The sequence below is a fragment of the Paraliomyxa miuraensis genome, from assembly GCF_026337845.1.
GTDB classification, from domain to species: domain Bacteria; phylum Myxococcota_A; class Polyangia; order Nannocystales; family Nannocystaceae; genus Paraliomyxa; species Paraliomyxa miuraensis.
Genome location: NZ_JAOVZF010000133.1, coordinates 48,822 through 68,062, shown reverse-complemented (window position 1 = coordinate 68,062; position 19,241 = coordinate 48,822). Strand labels below are relative to the sequence as shown.

Annotated in this window: 16 protein-coding genes; 9 read left to right on the top strand and 7 right to left on the bottom strand. The window is 69.7% G+C overall.

The window, feature by feature from the left end:
- Window positions 1-89 precede the first annotated feature (89 nt).
- Window positions 90-674, top strand: a complete 585-nt coding sequence (locus tag OEB96_RS04650; RefSeq protein ID WP_266214218.1) for an HNH endonuclease family protein — start codon at window positions 90-92, stop codon at window positions 672-674.
- A gap of 7 nt (window positions 675-681) precedes the next feature.
- Here the strand turns inward: OEB96_RS04650 and OEB96_RS04645 are convergent, their stop codons facing one another.
- Window positions 682-1,674, bottom strand: a complete 993-nt coding sequence (locus OEB96_RS04645) for a cation diffusion facilitator family transporter (protein ID WP_266214217.1) — start codon at window positions 1,672-1,674, stop codon at window positions 682-684.
- A 149-nt stretch (window positions 1,675-1,823) separates the two neighbouring features.
- Here OEB96_RS04645 and OEB96_RS04640 point away from each other — a divergent pair, with 149 nt between their 5' ends.
- The gene (locus OEB96_RS04640; RefSeq protein WP_266214216.1) at window positions 1,824-2,372 is read left to right on the top strand and encodes a hypothetical protein; all 549 of its coding nucleotides are present in this window, start codon (window positions 1,824-1,826) and stop codon (window positions 2,370-2,372) included.
- A 100-nt stretch (window positions 2,373-2,472) separates the two neighbouring features.
- Here the strand turns inward: OEB96_RS04640 and OEB96_RS04635 are convergent, their stop codons facing one another.
- Entirely contained in the window at window positions 2,473-3,447 is a 975-nt protein-coding gene (locus tag OEB96_RS04635) for an agmatine deiminase family protein (RefSeq protein ID WP_266214215.1), read from the bottom strand.
- A 198-nt stretch (window positions 3,448-3,645) separates the two neighbouring features.
- Here OEB96_RS04635 and OEB96_RS04630 point away from each other — a divergent pair, with 198 nt between their 5' ends.
- Window positions 3,646-4,101, top strand: coding sequence for a DUF192 domain-containing protein (locus OEB96_RS04630; protein WP_266214214.1), 456 nt, complete (start codon window positions 3,646-3,648; stop codon window positions 4,099-4,101).
- Between the two features lie 176 nt (window positions 4,102-4,277).
- On the top strand, window positions 4,278-5,222 hold the full coding sequence (locus OEB96_RS04625) for a hypothetical protein (RefSeq protein ID WP_266214213.1): 945 nt from the start codon (window positions 4,278-4,280) through the stop codon (window positions 5,220-5,222).
- 7 nt (window positions 5,223-5,229) lie between these two features.
- On the opposite strand, the gene OEB96_RS04620 is transcribed toward OEB96_RS04625, so the two are convergent.
- Together OEB96_RS04620 and cysS are read right to left on the bottom strand one after the other, a co-directional pair.
- The gene (locus OEB96_RS04620) at window positions 5,230-7,002 is read right to left on the bottom strand and encodes an AMP-binding protein (protein WP_266214212.1); all 1,773 of its coding nucleotides are present in this window, start codon (window positions 7,000-7,002) and stop codon (window positions 5,230-5,232) included.
- Window position 7,003: 1 nt separating this feature from the next.
- Window positions 7,004-8,497, bottom strand: coding sequence for a cysteine--tRNA ligase (cysS, locus tag OEB96_RS04615; RefSeq protein WP_266214211.1), 1,494 nt, complete (start codon window positions 8,495-8,497; stop codon window positions 7,004-7,006).
- Between the two features lie 118 nt (window positions 8,498-8,615).
- Here cysS and OEB96_RS04610 point away from each other — a divergent pair, with 118 nt between their 5' ends.
- Window positions 8,616-11,543 (top strand): serine/threonine-protein kinase, encoded by a 2,928-nt coding sequence (locus OEB96_RS04610; RefSeq protein ID WP_266214210.1) that lies wholly within the window; start codon window positions 8,616-8,618, stop codon window positions 11,541-11,543.
- 18 nt (window positions 11,544-11,561) lie between these two features.
- Here OEB96_RS04610 and OEB96_RS04605 read toward each other — a convergent pair whose 3' ends face one another.
- On the bottom strand, window positions 11,562-12,248 hold the full coding sequence (locus tag OEB96_RS04605) for a hypothetical protein (RefSeq protein WP_266214209.1): 687 nt from the start codon (window positions 12,246-12,248) through the stop codon (window positions 11,562-11,564).
- A gap of 86 nt (window positions 12,249-12,334) precedes the next feature.
- Here OEB96_RS04605 and OEB96_RS04600 point away from each other — a divergent pair, with 86 nt between their 5' ends.
- Window positions 12,335-13,516: a hypothetical protein gene (locus OEB96_RS04600; protein WP_266214208.1), complete on the top strand. Its 1,182-nt coding sequence runs from the start codon at window positions 12,335-12,337 to the stop codon at window positions 13,514-13,516.
- A 65-nt stretch (window positions 13,517-13,581) separates the two neighbouring features.
- Here OEB96_RS04600 and OEB96_RS04595 read toward each other — a convergent pair whose 3' ends face one another.
- A complete protein-coding gene (locus OEB96_RS04595; protein ID WP_266214207.1) occupies window positions 13,582-15,450 on the bottom strand; it encodes a DUF2254 family protein in 1,869 nt (622 codons plus the stop codon).
- A gap of 53 nt (window positions 15,451-15,503) precedes the next feature.
- Between OEB96_RS04595 and OEB96_RS04590 the strand changes: the two genes are divergently transcribed.
- A complete protein-coding gene (locus OEB96_RS04590) occupies window positions 15,504-16,313 on the top strand; it encodes a type III pantothenate kinase (RefSeq protein WP_266214206.1) in 810 nt (269 codons plus the stop codon).
- On the opposite strand, the gene speD is transcribed toward OEB96_RS04590, so the two are convergent.
- Window positions 16,310-16,777 (bottom strand): adenosylmethionine decarboxylase, encoded by a 468-nt coding sequence (speD, locus tag OEB96_RS04585; protein ID WP_266214205.1) that lies wholly within the window; start codon window positions 16,775-16,777, stop codon window positions 16,310-16,312. The genes OEB96_RS04590 and speD overlap by 4 nt on opposite strands.
- A gap of 223 nt (window positions 16,778-17,000) precedes the next feature.
- On the opposite strand from speD, the gene OEB96_RS04580 reads away from it, so the two are divergent.
- On the top strand, window positions 17,001-17,903 hold the full coding sequence (locus OEB96_RS04580; RefSeq protein WP_266214204.1) for a spermidine synthase: 903 nt from the start codon (window positions 17,001-17,003) through the stop codon (window positions 17,901-17,903).
- A 22-nt stretch (window positions 17,904-17,925) separates the two neighbouring features.
- Entirely contained in the window at window positions 17,926-19,212 is a 1,287-nt protein-coding gene (locus OEB96_RS04575) for a hypothetical protein (RefSeq protein ID WP_266214203.1), read from the top strand.
- The last annotated feature ends 29 nt before the right edge of the window (window positions 19,213-19,241 follow it).

The following is a 19,241-nucleotide window of genomic DNA, read 5'->3' as shown; positions in this document are numbered from 1 at the left end:
TCGCGGTCGCGCGCCGCGATCAGCGAGCATCTGGAGCATCGAGTCCCAGGGATTGGGATGACATGCTGGGCGATGGCTGCAAGGACGCCGTGAGGCACGCTCTGGCCGCAGAGCAACTCGGTCTGTGTGCCTACTGTATGCGACGCATCGATCCCTCGCGGGGGGCTCGCGATGACAAGCCGCGTGCCGGGGGGATGCGGGTGGAGCACTGGGTCGCTCGTTCCGATTCCGACGACGGCCGCTCACGAGTGTTCGAGTGGTCGAACCTCCTGGGGGTCTGTGGCGGCATCCTCGAGGCTTCGCACGGGGGTGTCGAGCACACGTGTGACAAGATCCGAGGCGATCGTCCGCTCGAGCTGCACCCGGCGCAACGGGAGCTCGATGTCCAGTCGCTGTTTCGTTACACGGCGGAGGGCGAGATTCGCTCCGATGATCCCCGGGCGCGTCACGACATTGATGTGCTCAACCTCCAAGCGCGAACCTTGCGGGCGCGACGACGGGAGGTGTGGCAACGCCAGGGGGCCAAGCTCCGTCGCGACGACTCGCTGGGGGTGCTGCGACGCATGCTGGAGACCGCTCGCACGCCCGGCAAGGACGGCCGCTTGCCCCCGTTCGCCGCCGTGGTCGAGTACTACGCCGCCCGCAAGCTGCGGCAGCGTGGCGCCAAGCCCTGAGCCGCCGTCAGTCCGCCTCGAGGTCCACGTACTTGAGCCTCGGGAATCGCTCGACGAGCTTGGCCTCGATGCGATCCACCTCGCGGCCGAGCTCGTCGACGATCTGCTCGCCAAAGTCGGCCGCAAACCGCTCGCGCGCCTCGTCGTCCTGCAGCTGCCCGTGTCGCTCGTGGATCAACGCGGCCATCCTGGACCCGAGCACCCGGCCATCGAAGTCGATCTCGGCCTGGAAGCGAAAGCGGTCGGCCCCCACGATCCTCGTGCGCACCCGACGTACCCGCTGCACCTCGGGTAGCGAGAGCAGGAACTCCTCGATCTCGGCCTGCAGCTCCCGCGGAATCGCGGGCCCCAGCAAGAGCGACCGGTTGCGGATCCCCAGCCACACCGCCACCGCCCCGAGCAGCAAGCCGATCACGATCGCCCCCACGGCATCGAACGTGGGATTCCCGGTGAGCTGGCTCAGCCCGATTCCCGCCATCGCGATCAGCACGCCCGTGCATGCGACCGCGTCCTCCAAGAGCACGGCCGCCGCGGTGGGATCGGTGGTGCTGCGCAGGTACTCCCACAGGCTCTGCTGCCCCTTGTTGGCCCAGACGACGCGCGCGGCCGAGAGCAGCACGCTGCCCTCCACCACTAACGACACGGCCAGGACCGCCAGCGGCACCCACGACTGCGAGATCTCGGGCGGATCGGTGAGGTTGTGGATCCCGTGGTACACGGTCACGCCACAGCCCAGCACGAAGATCCCCACCGCCGAGAGCAGCGAGTAGAGGTAGCGCTCGGCCCCGTAGCCGTAGGGGAACAGGGCGTCGGCCGGGCGCTCGCTCTGCCGGATGCCCACGAACAAGAGCCCCTGGTTGACGGTGTCGGCCAGCGAGTGGATCGCCTCGGAGAACATCGCGCCCGAGCCCGAGAACGCAAACGCACCGAACTTGACCAGCGTGAGCAACCCGTTGCCCAGCAAGGCACCGAGCACCGCGCTCTTGGAGGAGCCCGCCACGGATCTGCGAGTACGCCGACCGGGCGTGGGGGTCAAGCGGTCGGGCTCGGACCCGGCATGGACGCTCGATCTCGTGCGGTGCGAGGCTGTAAGGCCACCGCGGGGGCTGGCGTTCGGGGGCCGCCATGCGACGGATGAACCCCTTGTTCTTGCTCCTTGCCCTCCTCGTGGTCCTCGTGCCGGGCTCCGCCCAGGCCGGCCTCCAGATCGCGGGCAACCGCGCCCCACGCGAGCGCAAGGAGACGCCGCCCCGCAAGGGCATGAACTTGGGGGGCAGCATCCGGGTGGGGGCAGCGGGCATGCAAGGCAGCTTCATCCCGGTCGTGCGCGGCGAGTACGAGATCAACGGGGGCATCACCGACCGCTTCACCCTGGGGGTGACGCTGGGCGGCACGGGCTACCTGGGCATCGAGAAGGGCAGCTTCAACGCCGACCTGGTCGCCCGGCGCTACTTCGGCCGGGGCTTCTTCCTGCGCGGGGCGCTGGGCGTGATGAGCCACTCGCCGGCCCTGGGTTCGGATCGAATGCGACCCGCGGTGGGCGGTCAGCTCGGGATGGGCTACGAGTTCCGCGTGCTCGACAAGCTCGGCCTCGGCCTCGGCCTCGACTACGACGGACGCTTGCGCAACGACGGCCGCCCGTCGCAGACCCTGCTGCTGGGCCTGCGCTTCACCGGCTACCTGAACAAGAAGCACTGACGAGCCCTCAAGGGCCGCGGGAAGGGGAGGCCGGCGCGGCCTCCCCTTCGACTTGGCGGCCGCCCTCCACCTTGGAGGGCGTGCCGCTTGGTTCGTTTGGTCAGCGGACCATGCCCCAGGTCAAGCAGTGCACTGCGCCTCCGTGCGGCAGGACCTCATCGGAGGGAATGGGGAGGACCGTCTTGTCGGGCACGAGCTCGGCCAGGCGACGCAGCGCACGTCGCTCGATGCTCCGCTCGACCGAGGTGTACGCGGGCACCAGCAGGTAGCCATCGATCTGAAGGAAGTTGACGTAGCTCGGGTAGAGATCGCCCTGGGCCGGCGGGCTGTCGATGCGCTCGATCGTGAGGGGCAGGCCCATGGACGTGGCCGTCCGCTGCAGCACGTCCACCGCGCGATCGGCCCGCCGGGCATCCTCGGGCGCTTGCAGGGGATCGAAGCGCGCCACCACGACCAGGGTGGGCGAGAGGAACTGCATCACCAGGTCGACGTGCTTGGTGTCCTCGAGCTCGAGCGCGGGCACCAGGGCCAGGGCCTCGCAGCCGAGGTCGCTCATCAGGCCCTGCAACAGCGGTTCGTCGGTCGCGTCGATGTCGGCGAGCTCGAAGTACTCCACGGTCGACACGCACAGACCGCGCCCATTGCTGGCGATGGCGCCGCCATCGAGGGAGTGCTCGAGGGGGCGCACGTCTGCACCGAACCAGTCGGCGAGCTGCCCCGGTAGCTCGTCGTCGCGGGGGCGGTCGAGCGTGTACAGGGAGTCGAGCCAGGTGACCGCGCCGCTGCTCTCGCGCACTTGCAGCGGGCCGTAGTCGCGAGGCCACGAGGAGTCGACCTCGTGGCCGGGCGACCAGATGCGAGCCCGTCGGTCGGGATCGAGCCGGTCGAGGCCGTCCTCCACCATCACGACGTCCTGACCCTCCTCGATCAGCACCGTGACGTCGACCACCTCGGTGAGGCTCTCGATGAGGGCCTCGTAGGTCTCGAGCCACTCGTCGCCGTAGACCAGGACCACGCTGGAGGGGGTCTCCCAGTCGCCCACGAAGGTGCGGGAGGGAGCGGAGGCGGTCCACACGACCTGGGTGTGGAGCGGGGCTGGATCGACGGCGACGGTCGACGTGAGTAGCGACGTTAGCGCAGAGATCGCAGCCCAAAGGCGCATTTTGCGTTCGAGCCACCCAGGGCCCAAAAGGGTGCACCGGGGACCGAACGGGGGGTGCTACGATTGCGCACGGTGATCCCGGGTCGAGCGATGGGTCGAGCCATTGGCCCAATGGGTACGCTGGTACTGGCCGCATGTGGTGGGCCGCAGAGCCTCCCGTGCGAAGAACTCACGACCGCGCAGGAACTCGAGCGGGTGATGCTCGTGGTCGGGGACACCGAGGTTTCGGCCGAGGTTGCAGTCACCGAGGAGGCGCGGGACTCGGCCTGGGTCGACCGGCGGTGCGATCTCGACGCCCTGCTGTGGGTTCCCGACCAGGTGGGTGCCGTCTCGATTTCGTTGTGTGGGGTGGCGGCCGCGGTCGATCTCGCGTTCTTGCGCAACGGCGAGGTGGTGGCGTTGCAGTCCGAGATCTCACCGTGTGATGCGCCGTGCGACGCCTGTCCGATCCACGGCGCCACCGGGCCGATCGTGGATGCCGTGCTGTGGATGCCAACGGGGACGATCGACCTGGCCGAGGGCGATGCCGTCGAAGGGCTCGATGCCGTGCCTCTGCCGACCGAGTGATCGTCTTGGTCGTTCCCGAACCCAGCCCCCCGACCCGCACGTCGAGGGCCGGTCGGGCTTGGTGCGTTCGGCGCCGCCATCGAGGGGCGTGACGAGAAAAACATCCCTCTCGAGCAGGCGATGGCTGGCCAAGGCGATCGTCCTGCGGCAAGATGGGAGGCGGGAATCCTCTGGTCATGAGCTTCGGACTGGCCTTGCTGCTGAGCGTGACGCCGCCTTCGGACGACGTGGTTGCGCCCGCACCCGGCCCCGCCACTCCGCCGCCCACGGAGCAGAACAAGGACGATGATGGACGAGTCGTGAGCAGCGGTGGTGCAGTCGTGGCTCCGCCGAGCGCAGCGCCTCCGCCGAGCGCAGCGCCTCCGCCGGCACCCGTGGCCCCGCGTGCAGCACCGCCGCCGAGCGCAGCGCCACCGACCGCAGTGGCCCCGCCATCGGACACGGCCGGCTCGCCGGTCTACGTCGACTACACCGATGCATGGCAGGAGGATCCTCCTTCCGGCGTCTACCTCACCGAGGTCGTGCTCCACCCCGAGCCGGTGCCGTACTCCCCTCCGCCTCCACCTGCCCCCCCCGAGCCGGTCTACGACAGCGGGCCACGCGTCCACGGGTTCGTGGGTCTGTCGCTGCGTGGCACCACCACCAACCGCAACCCGAGTGCGTTGACGGGAGGGCGCGTGGGCTTCGTGTTCGACGACCGCTTCACCATCGGCGGCGCGTTCTACTCGCTGACCGCGCGCTACGCTGGCTCCATCGTCGATTCCCGGGGGAACGAGCTGGGCATGCGCATGGCCTACGGCGGAGTCCTGCTGGCGTGGACGCTCTACAAGGGCCGGGTGCTCGACGTGGGCATCGAGAGCCTGGCGGGGGCCGGGGCCGCGTGCATCTCCCAGAGCGAGCGCTACTTCGGGCGCTGGTCCTGCATCGAGAAGGTCGGGCTCGTGAGCATCGAGCCGGGTCTCACGCTCGGCCTCACGCTCTCCGACTGGATGCGCGTGGGCCTGACCGCTGGCTATCGCTTCGTGACCCGCGAGGCCTGGCGTCCCCCCAACGACTTCACGCTCTCGGGCCCCTACATCGGGCTCGACGTGGACTTCGGGGCGTTCCGAGGGCCGCGTTAGTCCAAGGCTAGATGACCAGCACGTCCGGCGGCGGTGGTTCGTCGTGGATGCGCTGCACCGTGGACGCCCGTTGTTCGAGGACGCGTCGCTGGTTGATGTAGCCCTTGTCGGTGGTCTCGCCGGCGTCGAGCGAGGGCGGTCGAAGCTCGAGCGTCGCCCGGCGGATCGCCGTGCTCGACCCCGGGTTTTGGGCATTGAAGCGGCGCAGCGCGTCCGCGATCGCAGCACGAACTTCGGCCAGCGCGGCGGCGGTGTCGGGCGGAGCGACGAACAACATCGCCCCGAGCTGGTCGCGATCGTGGCCGGTGATCACCGCGTCTTGCACCCACGGTGCACACGCATCGATGATCGCGACCCGCAGCTTGCCCACGAGGACCCAGGTGCCCGTGGTGAGCTTGAAGCTCTCGCCCAGACGTCCCTCGAACATCACACCCAGGGTCGGATCGTCGTCCGCGGCCAGACGACCGGCGTCCCCGGTCCGCAGGAAGCCGTCCGCGTCGAGGTCCGGCGGCTCGACGTGCCCACCCGGTGACCACGTGCCGGGCGTGACGTTCGGTCCGCGCACGCGCAGCTCGTGGCGATCCTCGACCGCCGCCAGCTTGATCTCCACCCCGGGGGCGGGCAGGCCGATCACGGCCGGTGTGGTGGTGGGAAAGTAGGCGCTCGTGGCCAGCGGGGAGGTCTCGGTCGAGCCCCACGCCGATGCGAACAACAGCGGGCGCCGCTCGGTCTCGGTCACGGCCAGCAGGCGGGCTCGAGTGGCGGGGGGCAGTGCCGCCGCGGCGAAGAACAGCACGTCGAGGCGGGCGAGGAACGAGCGTCGCAGCTCCGCGTCGTGCTCGAGCACGCCGGCCAGCAGGTCGTAGCCGCGCGGTACGTTGAAGTAGATCGTGGGCGACACGTCCCGAAGATTGCGGACGGTCTGCGCCACCAACCCCGGGGCCGGGCGCCCACCGTCGATGTAGAGCGTGCCCCCGTTGCGCAGGATCATGTGCAGGTTGTGGTTGCCACCGAAGGTGTGGCTCCACGGCAGCCAGTCCACGGTGACGGGCGGCGTGTCCTCGAGGAACGGCCACAGGGCGGCGATGGCCTCTTGGTTGTGGCACAGCATGCCGTGGGTATTGACCACGCCCTTGGGCACGCCGGTGGAGCCCGAAGTGAACAACACCTTGGCGATCGTGTCGGGGCCCAGCGAGGCCCACGCCTGCTCCATCGCTCGCTCCATCGAGGGGCCGGGCTCGGTGCGACGCAGATCGGCGAACGACACCGAGGGGCGGCCCCCGTCTCCCTCGCCGATCACCACCACGTCCTCGGGGATGGTCGCGAGCGCAGCCGCGTGGGGTGGGAGGGCCTCGGCGAACACCGCTGCCGGCCGCAGCGTGTCCATCACCGCGCGCAGGCGCTCGAACGTCGTGGATTGCAGCGAGTAGGCCGATGAGATCGGCGCCACGGGGACCCCGACCTGCATCGCGCCCAGCATCATCAGCGCATGAGCGAGCGAGTTCGGGGACAAGATCGCCACCGGTCGGTCGCGTCGCGCACCCAGCTCGAGCAGTGCGCTCCCGATCCGCCGAGCATCCGCCCATGCGGTCCCGTAGTCGAGGGGCGCCCAGCCCTCGCCCTTGCGCTCGGCAAGGAACACGCGGGTGGGGTCGCGCAGGGCCCACTGCTTCAGCCACTCGCCCACTGCACGCACGGGAGGCGCGGTGGAGTACGGACAGCGGAGCACGAGGTCGCTGCCTCGCCGCTGTACCTCGACGGCCGGCGGAGGAAGCCGCACGTCAGGCCTCCACCGCCATGTCGAGCCTCACGCGCCAGCGCGAGCCCTCCGGACCGTCCATCACCACGATGCCCTGCTCGTCGAGGCGCTGGCGGATCGCATCGGCCTCGCTCCACGCCTTGGCCTCGCGCAGGGCCACGCGCTGCGCCACCATGGCTTCGACCTCCTCGCGGCGCAGCCCGAGCGCCGACAGTCGCTTGTCCTTGACCTCCTCGACGAACGCCTGCGTGTCCATCGCCATCAGGCCCAGGGACGCGGCCACCAGGCGGAAGGCCGCGAGCGCCGGGGCGACCACCGGCGCGCCGCGCTTGCGTGCCTTCTTGTGCCCACCGAAGCGGTTGACCGCTCGCGCCAGCGAGAACGAGTGGGCCAGCGCCTGCGAGGTGTTGAAGTCCTCGCGAAGGCTGTGCTCGAAGCGCCCGGGGAATGCCCGGCCCTCCTCGAGCACCGCCTTGGCATCGTCGCCGAGCTCGGATGCCACCCGGTCGGCATCCTCCTCCGTTCCTCCCATGGCCTCGGCCACGTCGCGGGCGTCGTAGAGCCGGCTGAGCATGCCCAGCGCCTCGGGCAGCGCCTCGGCGTTCCACGGCAGCGGCGAGCGATAGTGGTTTTGCAAGTAGTAGAGGCGCAGCGCCTCGGCCGGATACTCGCGCAGCACCAGCTCGATGGGGGTGACGTTGCCCAGGCTCTTGCCCATCTTCTGGCCGCTCTCCATGGTGAGCAGGCCGTTGTGCATCCAGTAGCGGGTGTAGGTCTTGCCGTTGCCGCACTCGGACTGGGCAATCTCGTTCTCGTGGTGGGGGAACACGAGGTCGAGGCCACCCCCGTGGATGTCGATGGTGTCGCCCAGCTCGTGCTTGGCCATGGCCGAGCACTCGATGTGCCAGCCAGGTCGGCCGGGACCCCACGGGCTGTCCCACGCGGGCTCTCCGGGCTTGACCGCCTTCCACAGCGCGAAGTCGGCGGGGTCGCGCTTGCCCAGCGCGGTGTCGGCCGAGCGCATGTCCTCGCGCTTGCGGCCCGAGAGCTCGCCGTAGCGCTCATACGACGTCACCGAGAACCACACGCTGCCCTCGGAAGGATAGGCGTGGCCACCGTCGACCAGCGCCGCGATCAGCTCGATGATCTGCGGCATGGTCTTGGTCACGCGGGGCTCGGCGTCGGGGGGCCGAAGGCCCAGCCCGGCCATGTCGGCATGGAACGCATCGATCTCGTCCTGCGCGAGCTTGGCCGGGTCGATCCCCAGGGTTGCGGCGCGGGCGATGATCTTGTCGTCGATGTCGGTGAAGTTGCGGACGAAGCGGACCTTCCAGCCCTCGTGGCGCAGCCAGCGGGTGAACGCATCGAACACCACCATCGCGCGGGCGTGGCCCACGTGGGAGCGGTCGTAGACGGTCATCCCGCACACGTAGATGCCCACGGTTCCAGGCACTTGCGGGGTGAAGTCACTCACCGTGCGGGACTTGGTGTCGTAGAGGCGAAACGGCGTGGGCATCGCGGCGTCCTTCTGCGCACGCTAGCCGGGCCTACGCAGGGGTGTCAACGATGCGTCGTCGTCGTTGTACCGAGCGGATCCACGTGACACCATCGGCAGACCCCCTACGATGCCGCCGGTGGATGAATCGTCGGTGACCGGCACGAACTCGCCGGGCCGACCAGGGATCGAGCCCACCCAAGCCGGTGAGCACGAGGAGGCATCGGCCTCCGTCGACGTTCCGCTCCGGTGTGGCCAGACCATTGCGCGGTACGTGGTGCTCGACCGCCTCGGACGCGGCGGAATGGGGGTGGTCTATGCGGCGTACGATCCCAAGCTCGATCGCCGGATCGCGGTCAAGGTGCTGCATGGGGCGCACGGCGACGAGGCCGGCCGTCGCCGTAGCCAGCGCCTGCTGCGAGAGGCGCAGGCGATGGCGCAGCTGTCCCATCCCAACGTGATCGCCGTGCACGACGTGGGCACGGCCGATGGGCGGGTGTTCCTGGCGATGGAGCTGGTCGAGGGGTGCACGCTCAAGCAGTGGCTACGCCAGCGGCCGCGGTCGTGGAGCGAGGTGCTCGAGGTGTTCGTGGCAGCGGGACGAGGGCTGCAGGCCGCCCACGCCGCGGGGCTCGTGCATCGTGACTTCAAGCCCGACAACGTGCTGGTGGGCAGCGACGGACGGGTGCGCGTGACGGACTTCGGAATCGCCCGACCGCCGCGCACCGGATCGTCGGCGGGCCTCTCGATCTCGGCGCTGCAGGAGGCGCTCGAGGGGACGACCAGCAGCGGCTCGGACGGGCGTGTGCTCGACATGACGCTCACCCGGCCCGGTGCGGTCCCGGGGACGCCGGCCTACATGTCCCCCGAGCAGTTTGGTCGTGGTTCCCTCGATGCACGTGGCGATCAGTTCAGCTACTGCGTGGCGCTATGGGAGGCGCTCTACGGTGAGTCGCCCTTCGAGGGGTACACCGCGACCGAACGCGCGATGGCCGTTGCACGCGGAGAGCTGCGCTCGCCGCCCTCCGACCGCCAGGTTCCGCCGTTCGTGCACGCGGTGCTGGTGCGCGGGCTGGCCGTGCGGCCCGAGCAGCGCTACCCGACGATGGCGGCCGTGCTCGCCGACCTCGAGCGACGCCCCTCGCGGACGCGGCTGCCCTGGTTGGCGGCGGGCGCGGTGGTGGCGGTGGGCCTGGCCACGCTGGTTGCCGGCGGGGTGCGTCGGGATCCCTGCGTCGATGCGGGGAGCGACATGGCGGGCACCTGGAACGACGAGTCACGCAGCGCGGTGGAGTCGGCCATGCTCGGGACCGAGCTGCCGTTTGCCGCGGACACGTGGAGCCGCGTGCGCCCCAAGCTCGATGCGTACGCCGAGACCTGGGTCGCCGGTCGGATCTCCGCCTGCCGGGCGAGCCACGGCGAGGGCGAGGCTCACTCGCTGCCGACCGAGCGGATGATCCGGTGCCTGAACGATCAACGGGCCAGGCTGGAGGCCCTGGTGGACGTGCTCGCGGTCGCCGACGCGGTTACGGTCGAGCGGGCCAGCGCGGCCGTGGCCGGGCTGCCCAGGGTGGATGCATGCTCCGATCCACAGGCCCTGCTCGAGGTCTCGATCGAGCCCGAGAGCACCGAGCGAGCCGCACTTGGCGAGCGCTACCTCGAGGGGCTCGCGCTCGATGCCGCGGGGCGCTTCGAGGAAGGGTTGCGGCTCGTGGAGGAGCTACGCCGTGACGTGGAGGCCTTCGGGGACCCCGGACTGATGGTCGCGGTGCTGTCGCTGCACGGAGGGTTGCTGACGCACACCGATCCCGCCGAGGGCGAGCAGGTGCTACGACGGGCCTACTTCGAGGCGGTGCGTCACCACGAGGATGGCGTGGCCGCAAGGGTGGCGACGACGCTGGTGTACGTGACCGGGTCGATGCTGGCGCGGGTCGATGAGGCGCTCGAGTGGTCCCAGCACGCCGACGCCGCCATCGACCGGGCGGGAGGAGAGCCCCACTTGCGCATCAAGCTCTTGCGAAGCCTCGGCGACTCGTACCTGCGCAAGGGCGAGCTCGAGCAGGCGTACGAGTACCATGAGCGAGCGTGGGCGCTGCTCGTGCAGCACCGCGATGCGTACGACGAGTCCCGGGGGGACGAGTGGGGGCTGCTGTCGAGCATGGGGGCGGTGCGGCTCGAGCAGGGGAACGTCGAGCAGGCCGAGCAAGGCTTTCAGCGCGCGCTGGTCCTGGCCGAGGAGGAGCTGGGCCCGCGGCACCCCGAGGTCGCGAGGGTGCACAACGAGCTGGGAAACCTCGCGTATCGGCAGGAGCGCGCCGACGAGGCCCGCCGGCGCTACGAGCTCGCGCTCGAGCTCTGGGAGTCGGCGGTGCGGCGTGGTCCGTCCGTGATCACGATGCGCACCAACCTGGGCAATCTCGCCGATACCGAGGGGCGTTTCGAGGAGGCGCGGACCCACTACGAGCGCGCGCTGGAGGACGCCGAGCAGCTGTTCGGCCCGGATCACGTGAACACGTCGTTCGTGCTGGTCAACCTGGGGATCATGCACGAGCACGCGGGCGAGCCGGTGCTCGCGGTCGAGCGGCATCGCCGGGCGCTCGCGCTGCGGGAAGCCGCGTTCGGGCCCGAGGAACTGCCGCTGGTGAACCCGCTGATGGGCTTGGCTCGGGCCGAGCTCGAGCGTGGGGATCCGTTGGCGGCACGGCAGCACGCCGAGCGTGCGGTGGCCATTCGTCGGGCCAAGGGCGCCGGCGATCCCGACGGCACCGCGCTCGCGCTGGCGCCCCTGGGCGTGGCCCTGGTGCGGATCGGAGAGGTGGAGTCGGGCCGAGCCCGGCTGCAGGAAGCGCTGGACGCGTGCGAGGGGGATCGCTGCGCCACCCGGGCGCCCCTGGGTCTGGCGCGGCTCGAGCTGGCGGGGCTGCTGCCACCGGACGACGAGCAACGGGCCGCGCTGCTGCGGCGGGCACGTGACGAGCTGGTGCGCGCGGGAGTCGAGGGCGCGCGCACGCTCGCACGACTCGATGCGATGGCTTCGAGCGCGAGCGATGACACGTCGCCGCGATGATCGGACCCGATCGAGGGTCTACGGCCACACGCAGATGCCCTCTGCGGCGAAGAGCAGGCAGTCCATGCCCATCGGACAATCGAGAAGCTTCGAGCAGAGCAGCACGCAGCCCTCGAATTTCGCGGATATTGGACTGCACACGGCCGTCGCGGGCGGAGGGGGCTCCGGGCAGGGGCCGTTGTCACACGAGGGCACGCAGACGCTGGTTCCGTCCGGTGCAGGAAGGCACATCGAGTCGGCGGCCAGGCAGCCGCCGCCGTCCTGGCACGGGCCGTAGGGATCGGGCTCCGGACCGGTCGTGCTCGATCCCGAGTCGCTCGACGTGGTCGAGGTCGAGGATGGATCGACGGTCGATGACGAGGACGGGCCGGTCGTCGTCGTGGAGGTGGAGGTCGATGTGCCCGAGCCATCGACGCCCTCGGTCTCGGGGGTCGGACTCGCCGTGGTGCCGCCGTCGGATGCCGGGCTCGTGCCGGTGTCGAGATCCACGCACTCGCCCGCGAGCGCGCCCGAGTGCTCGCCGTAGCGCTGGCCCGACGGGCAGCCCTCGTCGGGAAAGCTGCACACGCCCCCCGCCTCGCAGCGGCCGGCGATTCCGTTGCTCTTGCACTGGTCGTCGGCCTCGCAGCTGAACTGCTCGGCGACGGTGCAGGCGGACGACCAGGCTCCGAACACGAGGACCAGCCACGACGACGCTCGCCGCATCGGACGAGCATAGCACGACGGTGCTTCGAACCGCCGGCCTCGGTCGTCCCAAGTCATGCGAACGACTTGCGGTACGCTGGAGGCTCGTGATCGAGGACGACGTCATCGAGCGCTTGGTGGGCGCCGCCGAGGACGGGCTCGAGGCGGCCAAGCGCGATGCCATGGCCGAGCTGTTGCGGTGCTCTCCCGCTCGGGTGGCGGCACGGTTGTTGCCGCGTCTGACGGACGACGATCCGAAGGTCGTGCGGGTGGTCGCCGCGGCCGCGGCTGCGGTGCTTCGTCATGCGCCTTCTCGGTCGCTTTGGGCCGTCGATCGCGAGCTGCGGGGCTCGAGCCCGTGGTTGTTCCACGGCGTGCCGCCACCGCGGGTCGCCGAGCTGGCCTCCGGGCCCGACGGGATCGGGGCGATCGGGTTGTTGTCGATGCAGCGCAATGGCTACACCCGCGAGCAGGCGGTGTGCTGGCTCGCCCCCCTCGAGGATCCGCTCGCGCTGCGCTTGTTGCTCTCGAGGCTCAACGATCCCGTGCCCAACGTGGCCGAAGCGGCCATGGGAGCGGTGCAGAGCTGGATCGACGTGCGTCGCACCACGGCGATCGTGTTGGCGCTGCCGCTGCTCGATGCCATGCGACACACGGTTCGAGCCGCGCGCAGTGGGATCGCCGAGCGGGCCGAGACGACGCTGCGGATGGCTGGTCCCACCGGACGCCGGGCGCTGCGCGATGCGGTCCGCACGGCGACGGACGAGGACGTGCGCGGGGCCGCGATCGCGCGGCTGTGCCAGGGCCCACCGAGCGACGCGATCGAGGCGGTGCAGCTGGGCCTGGCCGACGGCAGCCCTCGCGTGCGTCTGGCGACCGCGCGGTGGGTCATTCGATGCCCGTTGACCGTGCAACAGGCAGTGGTCTCGATGCTCGCCGCCAATCCGTCTCCGACGATCCGGCTGCTGTCGCTGCGGATCCGGCGGGGCGACCCGAGTGACGAGGCCCACCGGGCCGTGCTCGGCCGGTGCTTCGATGGCAACGCCGTGGTCCGCTATCATGCTCGCTGCCAGTTGCGAGAGCGCGGCGACACCGTCGACTTTCGCGCCCTGGCACTCGCTCGCCTCGACGAGCCAAGCGAGCCGGACGTGCTGGTGGGGGCGCTGGCCGTGCTCTCCGATCTCGGACGCCGCGAGGACCTGCCGCGGGTGGAGCCCCTGGTCGAGCATCCACGGCGAAGGGTGGCGCGGGAGGCCGCGCGCACGCGAGCGATCCTGTCCATGGGATAGCGGGATGGCGCCGTAGGATGGCGCCGTGGGTAACACCAACAGCGGGCGCCACCGATCGACGACCCTCACCCGGGAAGCAGCGTCGTGGCCGTCGTTCGTTGGACCTCGGTGGCTTCGTCGAGGGCCGGGAACCACCCGAAGAACACGCCGAGCTGCTTCTTCTGCTCGGGTGTCAGGTAGTCGAAGTTGGACCCACGGTCGTTGACCTCCCAGAACTCGCGCGTGTCCAGGCTTCGCAGCTCGTTCCAGATGCTGGTGAGGCGGTCCGCCGGCTCGTCCATCATGTCCTTGGCGATCCGTCTCGCGAGATCCTCGCGACCCTTCATGAGGTAGGTGGTGGCGAGCTTGACCTGGGCCCGACGGACGCCGCGGAGCGTCTTTTCCTGCTCTTGCGTCTCGGCCCGCTCGTCCACCGCCAAGAACACCTCGAGCAGCCGATCGTGGATCCGCTTGCCACGCCGGAACGCCAGCTCGCAGATGGTCCCCACGTCGTGGGCGATGACCTCGGTCACGAACGTCAGGCCCCGCTGGTAGCCGATGGTGCTGTAGTACCGCATGAACTTGGCGATCTGCAGCGCACGGTGCTCCAGGCTGCGCGTCTGGTCGGCGGCTGCCTCGTCGTCTTGCTCGTGCACCAGCACCAGCTCGGCGAGCTGACGGTACTGGTGCAGGATGTTGTAGGCGGTGCGAATGTCCGACGCGTTGATGGTGGCTCGCAGGTAGGTGTTGAAGAACTTGATGGCCAGGTCGAGCGCGTGGTGGTCCCCGCGATGGGCGGCGGCCTCGCCCAGACGGCGCGTGTCGATGGCCACCAGGTAGCAGGTGTCCTTGATCTGCCCCAGCGCCTCGCCGAACAGCATCTGGTACTGGCGCATGATCTTCCACTCGAGCCAGGTCCCACGGCGGCGGAGATCCTCGATCGCATCGTCCGAGAGGCTCACGAAGTCGGGGCTCTGCCGGTTCCAGCGCGGGATCCGGTGCCAGTCCTGCCGCATGGCCGCCTTGCTCTCGCCGTAGCGCACGCCAAAGTCACACAGGGCATCGACCGCGTCGGACGCGATGCCCTTGTCCTTTTGCTGTAGTGCGTTGAGACCCACGTTGGCCAGGTGCTCCACCGCTTCGACCGCGCGGGCTTGTCGGGCTTCGATGGCCTCGGCTGCACGCCCTCGGATCGGCGTGGCGGCGGCCAGCCCGTCGTCCATGATGCGGCCCACGATCTTCTCGGGGTCGAGGAAGTCGAACACGTAGGCGAAGTAGGGGAACAGCAGCAAGAGGCTCGCCGTCATCAGGAGCATCGAGAACAGCACGCCCCAGCGCGGCAGGTACGAGTCGCCCACGGAGAAGTTCACCCACAGCACGTAGACGTTGCAGGTGACGAAGAACCCCAGCACCATGAGGTTGGTGCGCGCTCGAAAGAACAGCGACGTGATGTGCGGCGTGAACCGGGTGGCGGCCAGCTGCACGATGATGCTCGAGACGGTGAGGGCCAAGCCCAGCACCGCGGCCATGACCTCGCCGAGCCCGCCCAGCGTGTTCCTCGCCTGGTCGAGATCCTGGTAGAGCACGGACTTGACCAGGCCCGTGGCGGTGACCTCGCCGGGCTGATCGTCGAGCGCTGCCGTGATGAGATCGAGCCAGAACGACGAGAGGAAGATCAGGGCGGCGATCCCGAGGATCGCGAGGAACGGCAGCGACCACGTGGCCACCGGGAGCGCCATGCCCCGCGCGCGCGGCTCGATCGAGCGCCCGATGAGCCGTCCCTCGCCGAGCGAGGACGACGCCATGCTGCGGCTCGCCGAGGCCTGAGGATCGCGCTCGGGCTCGAGCGAGGGTCGCGGTCGCAGCCGTCGGGTGGCCTCGGCATCGGACGACGAGCCCAAGGGGTGGAGGCCTTCTCCCCCTCCGCCTGGCACCTCGTCGTCGGGCTCGGGCATTCGAGGCGACGGTAGCAGAAGGCCGGGCGACGGGGGTACAGTCGCTCTCCGGTATGCTCTTGGCGGTCGACGTCGGCAACTCGCACACCACGGTGGGGGTCTTCGAAGGGGAGGTGCTGCGGTGCGAGCTGCGGTTGGCCACCCGTCGCGAGTGGACCCGGGACGAGCTCGCGGTGGGCCTGCGGCAGGCCCTGGGGCTGGCCCAGCTCGATTTCAGCGCACTCGACCAGGCCATCGTCGCGTGCGTGGTCCCGCCCGTGCTCGGACCCCTCACCGAGGCCCTGGTCCGCTACGCGGACATCGAGCCCCTCGTGGTCGGTCCCGGGATTCGGACCGGAATGCCCATCCGCTACGATCCTCCCCAGGACGTGGGGGCCGATCGGATCGTCACTGCGGTTGCGGCTCACGAGCGCCACCGCGACGGCGAGCATGGGCTCATCGTGGTCGATTTCGGCACTGCGACCACCTTCGACGTGGTCACGCCGAGGCCCGAGTACCTCGGTGGGGTGATCGCACCCGGCATCGGAATCGCAGCCGACGCCCTGTTCGAGCGTGCCGCCAAGCTCCCGCGCGTGGACATCAGCCGACCCGATCGGGTGGTGGGGCGCAACACCGTCGGTGCGATCCAGTCGGGCCTCGTATATGGATACATCGGCCTGGTGGAGGGGCTCATCGCCCGGATTCGCAGCGAGGTGGACTGGCCGTGCCGCGTGGTGGCTACCGGTGGCTTCGCCTCCATCGTCGCGCGGGAGTCGAGCGCCATCGACGTGGTGGACGACGCGCTCGTGCTCGAGGGGCTGCGGCTGATCCACGGCCGCAACGGCGCCACGGGCTCGCGCGGGACCAAACGAGCCCCAAGCTAGCCCTTCCGGTCGCTCACGAGCGTGGGGCGGCCGACGATGCGCGGCTGCTCGTGGGTCTCGGTCGTCAGTCGGACCAGCGCGAGCGATCGGGCTCCGCCCGGCACCCCGCGCGTGAGTTCCATGACCTCGGAACGCGTCGCCGCGAGCTCACTGACCAGGACCGCGTAGGCACGCGAGGGATCACAGCGACCGCAGGTATAGAGGTCGGCGGCCACGTAGCCCACCTCGGGCCACGTGTGGATCGACAGGTGCGACTCGGCGAGCACGGCGACCCCGGCCACGCCGACGGGATCGAAGCCATGGACGTGCACGTCGAGCACCGTGGCGCCGGCGGCCTCGGCCGCACGTTTGAGCAGGTCGGCCACCGCATCCTGATCGTCGAGAATGGTGCTGCGGCAGCCGTGGAGCTCGACCACCCAATGCCGGCCGCGCGTGGCGACCGTGGGAATCGACGGCTTCGTCACTTCGGTATCCCCTGGTTTCTTTGCGCTGGGTTTCGCGGGTTTGCGCCTCGCCGGATTGACGAGCGTAGGGCCAATGCTATCAAGACCTCGCACGATCGTTCAAGCGCGCGGCCGCACGCTCGATGTCGGATGTCTCATTTCCCATCGAACGAGATCCACGTACGGTGTCCGGCCCAGGCTCGTGCAGTTCGTCATGGAACCTTGGCCACATACCCACGTCGAGATGGTAAGCGCGGCACGTCGGCTCTTGATGCGGCGGCAGGGTCCGTGGCTCTTCGAAGGGGAAGAGAGCTTCCCGGCGCTCGGAGGGCTGCGCTGCTGCGTCCAGATCGGCGATTTCGACGAAATTGGCCGCACTCTGGTCATCGACGGCACCGTACAACTCTCGGAGGTCATCGACCCGGTCTACACCACTTCGTTGGTGTTCCCGGCGGCGCTCCTGGCCCCGTCGCGACGGCGCTGGCTCATCGTGGGGGGCGGCGACGGGGCGGCGGCACGCGAGGCCCTTCGCTTTCGCGACACCGAGTTGGTTCGGCTCGTCGACGTCTCTCGGGTCGTGATCGAGCAGACTCAGGCCTTGATCCCGTCGTTTTGGGCCGGCTGCCAGCGCGACTCGAGGCTCGAGATCATCACGCGGGACGCCACCAGGGTCATGGCCGAGATGGTCGACCGCGAGGAGCAGGTCGACGTCCTCGTCTACGATCTGTCCGATCCCAGTACCGATGACATCACCCCCTTCTCGGAGTCACCGGCCGACGACCTCTACTCGGAGGCGGCCTTCCGCGCGGCCTCGCGCTGCTTGCGTCCCGGCGGGGTGTTCGTGGCGCAGATGGCCGAGCTATCGCAGCTGCAGTGGCGGGCCCATGCGCGGGGGCGCCGGCTCCTGTCTCGGGTCTTCCGGCACGTGCACTCCTATCGCACGCACATCGAGCCGTTCGGGTACTCGGAGTCCTGGATCCTCGCCTCCGATCACGAGGGCGTGGGGGATCCGACCCGGGAGGTCGACGTGGATGCACGGCTGGCCGAGCTCTACACCGGGGACGCGACGGGCCTGTACGACGGCGCATGGCACCGGCAGCTGTTCACGCTTCCCCCCTGGCTGCGGCGGACGTTGAGCGAGGGATGAGGACTGCTACGATGAGGGCCTCATGGCCTTCGAGCACGTGCCGCTGTCCGAAACCGAGCTCGGCCCCGCCGTCTGGAAGGTCGTGCGTCCCGAGGCGCCGGCTCCTCTCCAGGGCATGGTGGCCCGCGGCCTCGCTCCGTTGCCCCCGCGCGATCTGGTCACCGCGCTCTATCAGCTCTGGGCCGCCAACGTGCCCGAGCTGGCCGAGCAAGCGGCCAGGACGGTGGTGGGCCTCCCGCCCAAGATCCTGACCGGGGCGCTCTCCGATCCCACCTTGCCCTCCGGGGCGCTCGACTTCGTGGGCCGCAAGCTGCCTCGCGAGGTTGCGATGCTCGAGGCCATCGTCGGCCACCCCAATGTACACGATCAGACCCTCGTGGGGCTGGCCCGTCTGTGCCCCGAGGCGATCTGCGACATCTTGGCGGAGAACCAGGATCGCTGGCTGCGATGCCCCGCGATCGTGGAGTCGCTGTACCAAAATCCCAACTGTCGCATGAGCGTGGCCCAGCGCATGCTCGAGCTCGCCGTGCGCGAGGGGCTGGAGCTACGGCTGCCCAATTTCGAGGAGATCAAGCAGGCGATCTTCGCGAGCGGCGAGGAGGCGAGCGAGGCCGAAGACGTCGATGACGAGCAATTTCGTCAGATGGTGCACCGCGTGCTCGAGGGGCAGGAGCAGCTGGTCGAGCGCATGGCCCAGGCGGCGGCGGGGGAGGAGCTCGATCCCAACGCGGTGGTGGCGGAGGCGGCCGAGGGCGGCGATGGCGACGGCGACGATGGCGTGCTCGCGGCGCTCGAGCAGGCGCTCGACGGTGGAGTCCACGACGAGCTCGATCTGCCGCTGTTGGCCGACGAGGTGGAGCGCGCCCAGCAGCCCGCCGCGCGCGAGCAGGGCGCCGATCTCAAGGGCGACCGGGTATCCCAGATCTCCAAGCTCTCGATGATGAAGAAGATCCGGCTCGCCATCCTCGGCAACGCGTTCGAGCGTGCGGTGCTCATTCGCGACAGCAACAAGGCGGTGGCGCTCTCGGCGATCAAGTCACCGCGGGTCAAGGAGAACGAGGTCGTGGCCTACTGTGCCAACCGCAGCCTCGGCCACGACGTGATCCGCTACATCGCGACGCGACGCGAGTGGACCAAGCTCTACGCGGTCAAGATCAACCTCGTGCTCAACCCCAAGACCCCGATGGCGGCCGCGATGTCCCTGCTCAACCACCTCCATGCGCACGACGTGCGCAAGGTCGCGCACTCTCGCAACATCCCCAGCGCGCTGGCGACCGCCGCGAAACGTCGCCTTGCGCAGAGGCGTTGATCCTCGGGCCAAGACTCTGGACGAGGACC

Coding starts and splice junctions, on each gene's coding strand:
- OEB96_RS04630 (WP_266214214.1), top strand. CDS start 3,646: ATGGGTACGCTGGTACTGGCCGCATGTGGTGGGCCGCAGAGCCTCCCG.
- OEB96_RS04625 (WP_266214213.1), top strand. CDS start 4,278: ATGAGCTTCGGACTGGCCTTGCTGCTGAGCGTGACGCCGCCTTCGGAC.
- cysS (WP_266214211.1), bottom strand. CDS start 8,497: ATGCCCACGCCGTTTCGCCTCTACGACACCAAGTCCCGCACGGTGAGT.
- OEB96_RS04605 (WP_266214209.1), bottom strand. CDS start 12,248: ATGCGGCGAGCGTCGTCGTGGCTGGTCCTCGTGTTCGGAGCCTGGTCG.
- OEB96_RS04595 (WP_266214207.1), bottom strand. CDS start 15,450: ATGCCCGAGCCCGACGACGAGGTGCCAGGCGGAGGGGGAGAAGGCCTC.
- OEB96_RS04590 (WP_266214206.1), top strand. CDS start 15,504: ATGCTCTTGGCGGTCGACGTCGGCAACTCGCACACCACGGTGGGGGTC.
- OEB96_RS04580 (WP_266214204.1), top strand. CDS start 17,001: ATGGTAAGCGCGGCACGTCGGCTCTTGATGCGGCGGCAGGGTCCGTGG.
- OEB96_RS04575 (WP_266214203.1), top strand. CDS start 17,926: ATGGCCTTCGAGCACGTGCCGCTGTCCGAAACCGAGCTCGGCCCCGCC.